The following is a 9,229-nucleotide window of genomic DNA, read 5'->3' on the forward strand; positions in this document are numbered from 1 at the left end:
TACTTGCATACACGGACTCTGTATGTACGCGCCAAAGGACTACCAGTTGGCCGTCGTTGGGGTCGACGCGGGATATGGATCCAAGAAACGGCTCGGGCAATGGCTCGAAATTAACGTGGGAGATAGGCTCGTATACTTCTTGCCAGTTGCCAGGCTAAACTCGGCAGATCAGAATCGCCTTGTGCCGCATTCGTTGCGCCTCGTTATGGGCTTCGTCAAATACTGGCTGAGGATTCCCAGTAGCGACTATATCCAGGCGCACAGAGCAGACGTAGCGTTAGCTCTTATCGCGCTATGCAAACGCGACATCTCATACTTTATCCACACCCAGGACTCCGGAATCGTATCAGGCAACAGTGACTCTATATGGCGAAAAGCAGGCACGATACACAGAGCTATCGAGAATGCGGTGATTACTCGAGCTCGCGGAATCGTCGTGTTCAACCCACAGTATGCAAATAAAGTCAGGGAGAGCAACCGAAATACATTGGCTTCCCCTACATGGTATGACCCCGGTACGTTCTATCCAAGAACCAAAGCTGAGAGACGCGACGGCAAAACAATCGTCTGGGTAGGGAGGTTGCAGCGACCAAAAGACCCGCTACTGGCAGTGAAGACTCTGGAGAAGTTGGTCGAGTTCGAAGAGACTGCTGTCACGCTTAGAATATTTGGGACAGGTTCAGAAGAAACAGCTATACAAAGCTATCTAAGCTCAGTCCGACCAATCGTGGCCAACAGCGTCGAACTGTGCGGTCGACGGAACGCGCGGAATCTTGCTGACGCACTCAGAGATGCAGACGTGTTCTTGATGACTTCTCATCCTGGATACGAAGGCTATCCACGGGTTCTGGTCGAAGCGCTCGCCTCCGGGCTTCCTTGTGTAGCTACTCGCGGGGCGGACACGGGTCAGTTAATAGACAATGGTCTGAATGGATACGTTGTCGAGAGCAGGTCACCGACCGATCTTGCAGAAGCAGTTTTAAAGAGTTTCGAGCTAGACCCCGCCAAGTCGGTGACCTCAGTCGCTGACCTGGCGGCCCCGACAGTCGTTCAACGAATCTTGGGCCTCCTACCGAGGAAGCACCTGGAAGCCACTGGCCCCAGCAAACTAATCTCTGTAGACGAAGACTTAAGATTAAATATCGACGGACAACCAGTATTCGGCGGCGATGCCGCAGAGCTCCTCGACGAGATAGCCGATCTGGTGGCCAGACAGGATCGCGCGCACATGGTGGCAACTCCCAATGTCGACCATCTAGTTAGTCTACGTCGGGACGGCCAGCTTCGTGCTTTGTATTCACAGGCGAGTCTCCGAATCATTGATGGCCAACCGATAGCGTGGGTCGCCAGAATGCTCGGAAGTGCGTACTGTAATCGCCATACTGGAACAGATCTGTTAGAGACCTGTGTTGCGCAATCGGCTCATCGAGGATGGAAGGTCGCGATCCTTGGTGGGGAGCCAGACGTACTACACACAGCTGTTGCGGTGCTTAAAGCACGTTATCCTGACGCCAATCTGGTTGGTATTGAATGGCCAGCGGTAAGCCTAGAACGGCTAGAGGCGAGTGAAGCTTCGCTGCAGGTTCTGGATAGTATTCATCCCAGCATCACTTTCGTCTGTCTCGGATTTCCAAAACAGGAACTCTGGATCAGAGAGAACGCCTCGCGGTTGCCTGCTGGGGTCTACGTCGGTGCGGGTGCTGCCTACGAGTTCGCCGCTGGTACAAAGCGCCGGGCCCCGGAGCTTGTTCAGCGGTTCGGTTTGGAGTGGATATTCCGTTGGGCACAGGAGCCACGAAGGCTATCAAAGCGGTATCTTGTTTCCGACTTGATGTTTGTGAAGGTACTCGCCGAGTCAATTTGGATGCGGATGGAGAGATCGTGGTAGTTGTTGTAACTGGTGCGGCCGGATTTATCGGTAGCACGCTCGTGGACGAGCTACTTAAGAATGGCGAAACTGTACTCGGCATTGACCTATTCACTGACTATTACGACGTAAAAACTAAGCAGAGTAATATTAAACGAGCGCTTAGGAATGAAAGATTCTCGCTAATTCGCGGCGACATCAACTCTATAGACCTGCGCGAACTCTTGGACGGTGTCTCAATCGTATACCATCAGGCAGGACAAGCAGGCGTCAGGAAGTCCTGGGGCGCTTCGTTCACTGAATACACTCAGTGGAACATCAATGCTACGCAGCGCCTGCTGGAAGTCGTGAAAACGGCGTCGAGCGTCGAGCGGTTCGTCTACGCTTCATCTTCGTCAGTGTACGGAAATGCGGTTTCGTATCCCACCAGCGAAGAAGATCTTCCTAGGCCTTATAGTCCCTATGGTGTTAGCAAACTTGCGGGCGAACATCTTTGCAGGTTGTACGCAAATAATTACGGTGTCCCTACTGTCTCGCTCCGATACTTTACAGTCTATGGACCGCGTCAGCGGCCTGATATGGCTATAAGTAGATTCATCTCGAGCGGTTCATCAGGGTCTGAGATCCAAGTATACGGGGACGGTACCCAGCTTCGAGACTTTACTTTCGTCAGCGATGTTGTTGACGCGAACATCGCGGCTGGGAACTGTGATGTTGAGCCAGGTTCCGTATTCAACATTTGCGGAGGAAGCACTGTATCGGTTAATGAGGTCATTGGCCAGATTGGTGTAAGGCTTCACCGTGAGCTCCGCGTCAAGTATATAGCGGCCGTCGCCGGCGACGTGTTTCAGACGGGAGGCACGAACCGGGCTGCCAAGGCTCAGCTAGCCTGGTCACCTCGAGTTTCTCTTGCAGAAGGTGTATCTAGACAGACCGATTGGTATCTTTCGCAAGCGGCGGAGCGGCACGCGTTATGACCGAGGAGTTGATAGGAGTGCAGGAGAAGTATGCTGTAGCGATGGCGGCCGACCTGGCTGCGTATGGGATCAGCCGGTGGCGAGCGTGGTATCGGCTAAAGTATCCAACATTGTATTATCAACGTATTCTGCGGCGCGCCGAGTTACTAAATGACTTGTCAGTGCGGTGGCCCGTGGTATTGCCCCTGGCTTTGGTTCTGCGTGCACGCTTGAAAATGGTCGGAATGAAACTCGGTGTGAGCGTTCCACCGGGAGTCTTCGGTCCGGGATTAAGTATACCGCACTACGGCTCAGTAATTGTAAACAACAAAGCGCGTGCTGGCGCATTTTGCAGACTCCATAGCTCTACTAATATCGGCGAGTTGAACGGGCACGCACCAAACATTGGGAATGGTGTCTACATTGGTCCTGGTGCAGTGGTGTTCGGTGGCGTGGAATTAGGGGACAACGTCGTTGTAGGCGCAAACGCCGTGGTCAACAAATCTATTCCGTCGCGATGCCTGGCCGTCGGCGCACCCGCCAGAAGTCTAGATGGGGCGAGCGTGCACCAGAGGGTGATGCCGGCGCAGATTCGTGCTGCTCTGTCGTTATACCTCGAATCTCGAGGGTTTAGTGAGTAGCCCCCGTGCCTTGCCTGGGCAAGGAGACGAGGTGCGAACCCCTCGACGCCGGAGCATCCTCGGCGCCGGAACTTTCATCGTGCCAGCGATGCTGCAGAAACTGATACCGTTCGTTGCACTCCCTTTGTTAGCGCGTCAGCTTTCGCTCAGCGATTTCGGCAGCGCGAGTGTGTTGACAACGCTCTTCCTGCTTGGCAGCGCTGTCTTGGTTGCTGGACAAGACACTGTCATCTTTCATCGTTCCAGAGGCATGTCTGTGACGGCAGAGCAGCAGGGAATTGCTGAACCGATAGGAGTGGTGTACGCCGTCAACAGCTTGGCGCTCCTCGTTCTGGGGCTCGGTGTCGCGGTTGCTTGTGTTGCTAATCTAGGCGAGTGGTATTTCGCGGTACTAGTCGAGCTAGTCAGCGCATGCCTTTATAGCATAGGGTATGCCGTCAACGTTACAATCTACCGAATCAATACCGATGTAAGACGTTTCTTTGTCGCGGCTATAGGTTTTACGGCGTTACAGTTCTCGCTGAAAATCGGTCTTACCGTCCACGCGACATCGCCGCTAATAATGTGGGCGTTCAGCGACTTAGTTGCCTCGATCGCTGTATGGCTGTTCGGATGGTTTCACCACAGCACCCGGCCGAAGTTCCGGATCCTCGATGGCCTTCAGACTCGGTCGAGTTCGAGGATGGGGTTGCCACTGGTCCCAAGCAAGCTATTCCAATGGCTGCAAACATCCTCCGACCGCCCGATAATGGCCAGACTCGTTGGGTCGGTTGATGTGGGCAGATACGCGGTGGCGTCCCAGTTCAATAATGCAGCGCTTGCAATCACGGTTGAACTCTGCCGCTACTTCGCGCCCCAGATGGCGGACTTCTTACCACGCGGGGAAAGAGCCCACAGCGGTAACCGGGCCACTGGATTCAGAATGGCCGTTCATTGGCAGGTCTGCGGTATATCTATCATAGCAATAGCATTGAGCTGCCTTGGCCCTCTTATGGTGTCGTTTCTCTATCCTGCCGACTTCTCGTCGGCGCGACCATCAGTTGCGGTTCTAGGTTTATCTCTGTGGCTGGCAGGTATAGGCTATGTGCTCATTAACTTTGCCACAATATCGCGTGGGGTTACCGGACGGATTTGGATATACACAGCTCTCGGTGCTGGTGTAACGATCGTGGCAAACTTCTTTCTTATTTCGTGGATAGGCATCCTCGGCGCTGCGGTATCTTCGGTTCTCGGATATGCCTGCACAGCTATAGTCCTTGTTTGGGCAGATTGGGAGCAACTTAGGGAGTCTGGTGTTTTATCGGCACCATCCATAGCTTGCTTTGGAGTTTGCTTCGGGGGGGTTGCCAGTGGCATCGTAGTAAGTGACTCTAGTTCGACATTGTTGTTTTTGACGTTTCTTGTTTGGGCATCGATACTGATGTTTTGCGGCAAGTATTTCGCTAACAAGATACGATCTGGCGTTTGGTGATTAATCGAGGACTGGAGATTGCTATGGGGCTATCAATCGTCTTGCCTGTGCGTAACGGCGGTGAAACAATCGAGCGTGCGGTTCGAAGTACGTTGCGGGCCATGCCTGAGGAGTCATCCGAGTTAATCGTCGGGTGTGACGGTTGTACCGATAACACCTCGGGTCGCCTGGAGAACATCCGCGATCCACGGCTCCGCATTATAGCGTACGACGAGCCGATCGGTATCGCTGCGACACTGAACTTGCTGATCGGGATGTCTACTTACGCGACGGTCGCTAGAATGGACGCGGATGACGTTTGCATGCCGTGGCGATTCAGGCATCAACTCCGTATATTCCGCCCTGGGAGCATCTTGTTCAGCAATGTTCTTCATTTTGGTTCTGGGTTCCGTGTACCGAGGCCCGTTGCGCCTGTACAACTCGGCCCGAGTTCGATTTCTGGTCTTCTCCTTCTCGAGAATCCCGTAGCGCATCCTACGATGATTGCTGATCGGGAGGTACTCCGGACTCTTGGAGGGTATCGAAATGTCCCTGCCGAAGACTACGATCTATGGATGCGCGCCGCGGCGCGAGGCGTACCGCTAGTTCGCGATAGAGTCCACTGTTTAGCGTACCGTCACCATACCAATCAGGTTACTAAGAACCGGGCGTTTATGCGACGACGTTCGTCGTCGCGCGAGCTGAGTGAGGTACACAAAATTCTTTCAGGGAAAGTGTTGGGTACCAGATATGGCGTCTGGCAGTACCTGACAGGTGGGCTGGGTCAGCAGGATAGCTGTCACCTTGCGCAGGAGTATTCTCGATTTAGGTCTGAGCTAGTTGATTTCGCTAGTCAGCTTCCGCGTTTGGATCGGTATGCACTTCTTCGTGGAGTGAGACGTGCCGATCAACGTGTGTTTGGTGACAGGTATCGAGTCTGAACGCCGCTTCTTCCGGGAATTTCGTAGTATTTCTCACCCGAGTCTGGAAGTGTGGAAAGTGTGGAAATTATCATATACGGGTTAGCTCTAGTCGCTTTTGGGTTGGTCGCGGTGATTTCCGTGCCGTGCGTGCGCTTGGATGTCGCAGTTTGCACATGCGTCCTCGCCCGTGCCTTCTGTGAGATCGGCCATGCGGCGGGCGTCGGGCTATTGCCAAGTGGTGCAATTATTATTGGCTTGTCGGTGTACCTTTGGGTCCTTTACGCGTTTCATGTCCCAAGGTTTTGGCTTCAGCCTTCGACACCTTCGGTCGTCTTCTTAATATTTCTGATTGTCTCTGGCGTAACGTACTTTAGCTCGTTTGGCCTTTCGCTTGATTCCTCTGTGTACCTCCTGAGTTTGTCCTCACTATTGCCCCTTGGGGCACTTTGCTCGATTGCTTTTCGTTCATTACGCTATCCCCGAAGCACTAGTTCGCAGGTGCCTGACTTTCTCGGTTCGATGGTAGTCGCAGCAACGGCGCCAGCGCTTTTTCTTATAGTAGGCTACCTTTGTTTTCCGCGCCAGACGATAGGCCTCAACATGCGTGCTGCAGGAAGCTTCGTGCACGCTAACGCCGCAGGCTCGTTCTGTGCAATATCGCTGGTTTTTAGCGTCTGGCTGTTTTGGCAGTATAGAAAACCGTCGTTTGCTGCGCTTGCGGTCGTCTGCCTAATCGCCGTTCTATTGACAGAGAGTCTGAATTCGGCAGCGAGCGGATTGCTTGGAGTTGTTGTGTTGGGACTGTTGCTAGGTCGTTCTGCTATGGAAAGACTGATCTTCTTATTCGCTTGTTCTTCAATTGCTATTGGGTTATACCTGTTCACTTCTGTGGGCGACCGAGTCCGTGAGATTCTCGGCTCGGATGTTACAAGAGCGATCTCATCTGGAGTTAGTGAGAATAGCTTCGAATGGCGCCTCCTAAACTGGTCGGCTTTGATTGCCAAGTGGGAGAACCGTCCTATTTTTGGATTCGGCGGTGGTTCGACACTTGGACCTGTTCAGCCCTACGGTGGTCCTGCTCATAGCGTGTATGTCCAGTTACTCGTCGAAGGTGGGGTTGTCGGCGTGGTCTTGGTTGCGGTGTTGGTTGTGTTACTTTCCGCCTCTCTAGCGGGCAGGTGGCGTTCCGACCCGCTTGCGAGGCCTTTCTTGGCTTGTGCCGCAGCGGTGTTTGGTTGCGTTGCCGTGAATTCGCTTGCCGCTAACCTTCTTTCGAGTGGTGCAGCTTTGTACCTGTGCTGTGTTATCTTGTTCGGTCTGTCGGCGTCGTCGCGCGGCAGGTCGTGCGTAGGCTCCACGAAGTCTGGTGCCGCCAGCGGCGCTATAAATAGTCATAGCGAGAGAGAGGTTCTTCTTTGAAAGAGTATCTTGGTTGCGTAGCCGACGACTGGCGTTCCAACCGTGGCTTCTATGTAGAGTTCGTTTGGTTGTTTACCTTTCGATCGGCCTCGTACCTGAGAAATTCGAAATTGTTGTGTGTGCGGGTCATAGGTTTACCCTTTCGGGTCATTCAACGTATAGTTTCACTAATTGTGTTTTCCATCGATATTCCGACGCGCACTGTCATCGGAAGTGGTCTCTGCGTGCGGCATGGATTTGGACTTGTTGTGCACGCCGACGCAATTCTAGGCCGTGGTGTGTTATTGAGGCACGGGGTCACGATCGGCGCCACCGAGCGCGGCGTACCAGTAATCAAGGACGACGTTGATATCGGAGCGAGCGCGATCATTTTAGGTGACGTGGTTATTGGTGAGGGCGCTGTTGTCGGGGCGGGTGCGGTAGTTGTATGTGACGTGCCGCCGATGGCTGTGGTAGTTGGTAATCCCGCAAGAGTTGTTTCCGCAGGTTGAGATTGTTCTTGACTATTCAAACTCAGAAGGAGGTATAAGTCATGGCTGGTGAAAGTAGCTTGCGCCCACCGTTGTTCTTGCTGTCGGGAGCAGGTGCTTTGAAGGCGGGTTGGTATTGGTTGGTGATCTTAGCTCTGTTGGGTGGTTGTGTAGCGACGGGTATTTCTCTCGTTCAGCGCCCGGTCTATGCAGCTAGTGCTACGATGTACGTCACCATCGCCGGTGGCGATAGTAATGTGCAATCGGTTTATCAGGGAAATCTTGCTTCACAACAACGTGTGGCGTCGTACGCGAGACTCGCGACTTCGACGGTGGTGCTGGAGGACGCTGTTCGTCAGACGAGCCTTCCGGGCGGCGTAGACGCTGCGCGACGATTGGTGTCTACAGACTGGTCGCCTGAGACGGTGTTACTAACTGTGACCGCTCGCAGCGGGGCTCCAGATGCGGCTGCGCAGTTGGCGAATGCTGTTGCCTCGGCTACGTCTGCTCGCGTAGCGGCCCTTGAGACCCCTTTGGGTTCCGATTCGTCGTTGGCGAAGCTGTCTGTGGTTTCGCCCGCAGAACCTCCGTCTTTCGCAGTGTCGCCGAACACGAAGATGAATCTGGTGTTCGGTCTGGTTGCAGGACTGATAGCTGGTGGACTATTTGTTGTTTTCCGTGCGCGTTATTCTTCCAGGGTGGATTCGGCAGATCGACTTGCTGCGGTTGGTGGTGGTGTTCCTGTGTTGGCATCGATTCCGGATGACGATACTGTTCGTCAGCGAACTCTAGTAGATTTCTCGTCTGGTTCAGGTGGTGCTGCGGAGGCGTTTCGCCGTCTACGTTCGAATATTCGATTCGCTAATGTAGATTGTCCGCCTACGATTATTGCCGTAACCAGCTGCCTCCCGGGAGAGGGGAAGACATCAACTTCGTTGAATTTGGCAGCGTCCTACGCGGAAATGGGCAAACGGGTCATCGTCGTCGAAGCTGATTTGAGAAGGCCTAGCATTTCTTCAATTTTGGGCATCGGAACCGAGGCTGGTCTTACGTCGGCACTGAGGCGCGATGGTGACGTTTTGGACTTTGTTCAGAAATCGACGTACGGTTTCTGGGTTTTACCCTGTGGCGAGATTCCTCCTAATCCAGCGGAGCTTTTGGATACTGAACAGACGGGTAGCGTGCTATCCGCGCTGGCTAATTCTTTCGACTTGATTGTTATTGACACTCCTCCTGTAAAGCCAGTGATTGATGCAGTTGTACTGTCTCAGCATGTGGATGGATTCGTTTTTGTTGCTCTGTCGGGGCGTTCAAGATCTCAGGATATCGAGCTAGGGCTGTCGGCCCTGCGTGAGGGACATGCGAATGTCCTGGGCAGTGTTCTGAATGGGGACAGGCGAATGTTCCGTGCCTACGGCGATCGATACTACGGATATCTAACTTCGGACGGCGCTCCGAGCCGAGTTGTTAGCGTTCTTTAAAACATCGGCCTGGCGGTTCGCC

At 53.6% G+C, this 9,229-nt stretch carries 8 protein-coding genes; all 8 read left to right on the forward strand.

Features of this window, described 5'->3' with window-relative positions; all coding sequences use genetic code 11:
* Window positions 1–22 precede the first annotated feature (22 nt).
* The 8 genes from AC5ZH6_RS05960 to AC5ZH6_RS05995 all read left to right on the forward strand — a co-directional run bounded on the left by AC5ZH6_RS05960 (window position 23) and on the right by AC5ZH6_RS05995 (window position 9,207).
* Window positions 23–1,888, forward strand: coding sequence for a WecB/TagA/CpsF family glycosyltransferase (locus tag AC5ZH6_RS05960; protein WP_496168662.1), 1,866 nt, complete (start codon window positions 23–25; stop codon window positions 1,886–1,888).
* A complete protein-coding gene (locus tag AC5ZH6_RS05965) occupies window positions 1,882–2,844 on the forward strand; it encodes an NAD-dependent epimerase/dehydratase family protein (RefSeq protein WP_496168664.1) in 963 nt (320 codons plus the stop codon). The genes AC5ZH6_RS05960 and AC5ZH6_RS05965 overlap by 7 nt, the downstream gene beginning before the upstream one ends.
* A 224-nt stretch (window positions 2,845–3,068) precedes the next feature.
* Complete coding sequence (locus tag AC5ZH6_RS05970; protein WP_496169178.1) at window positions 3,069–3,464, forward strand: LbetaH domain-containing protein; 396 nt, start codon at window positions 3,069–3,071, stop codon at window positions 3,462–3,464.
* A gap of 88 nt (window positions 3,465–3,552) precedes the next feature.
* Window positions 3,553–4,935: an oligosaccharide flippase family protein gene (locus AC5ZH6_RS05975; RefSeq protein WP_496168665.1), complete on the forward strand. Its 1,383-nt coding sequence runs from the start codon at window positions 3,553–3,555 to the stop codon at window positions 4,933–4,935.
* A 23-nt stretch (window positions 4,936–4,958) separates the two neighbouring features.
* Window positions 4,959–5,855, forward strand: coding sequence for a glycosyltransferase family 2 protein (locus AC5ZH6_RS05980; protein WP_496169180.1), 897 nt, complete (start codon window positions 4,959–4,961; stop codon window positions 5,853–5,855).
* A 582-nt stretch (window positions 5,856–6,437) separates the two neighbouring features.
* Complete coding sequence (locus AC5ZH6_RS05985) at window positions 6,438–7,256, forward strand: O-antigen ligase family protein (RefSeq protein ID WP_496168666.1); 819 nt, start codon at window positions 6,438–6,440, stop codon at window positions 7,254–7,256.
* The gene (locus AC5ZH6_RS05990) at window positions 7,253–7,747 is read left to right on the forward strand and encodes a serine O-acetyltransferase (protein WP_496168667.1); all 495 of its coding nucleotides are present in this window, start codon (window positions 7,253–7,255) and stop codon (window positions 7,745–7,747) included. Before AC5ZH6_RS05985 ends, AC5ZH6_RS05990 begins: the two co-directional genes overlap by 4 nt.
* A 41-nt stretch (window positions 7,748–7,788) precedes the next feature.
* The gene (locus AC5ZH6_RS05995; protein ID WP_496168669.1) at window positions 7,789–9,207 is read left to right on the forward strand and encodes a tyrosine-protein kinase domain-containing protein; all 1,419 of its coding nucleotides are present in this window, start codon (window positions 7,789–7,791) and stop codon (window positions 9,205–9,207) included.
* Window positions 9,208–9,229 lie beyond the last annotated feature (22 nt).

It is taken from the genome of Gordonia sp. YC-XJ4 (assembly GCF_059511865.1).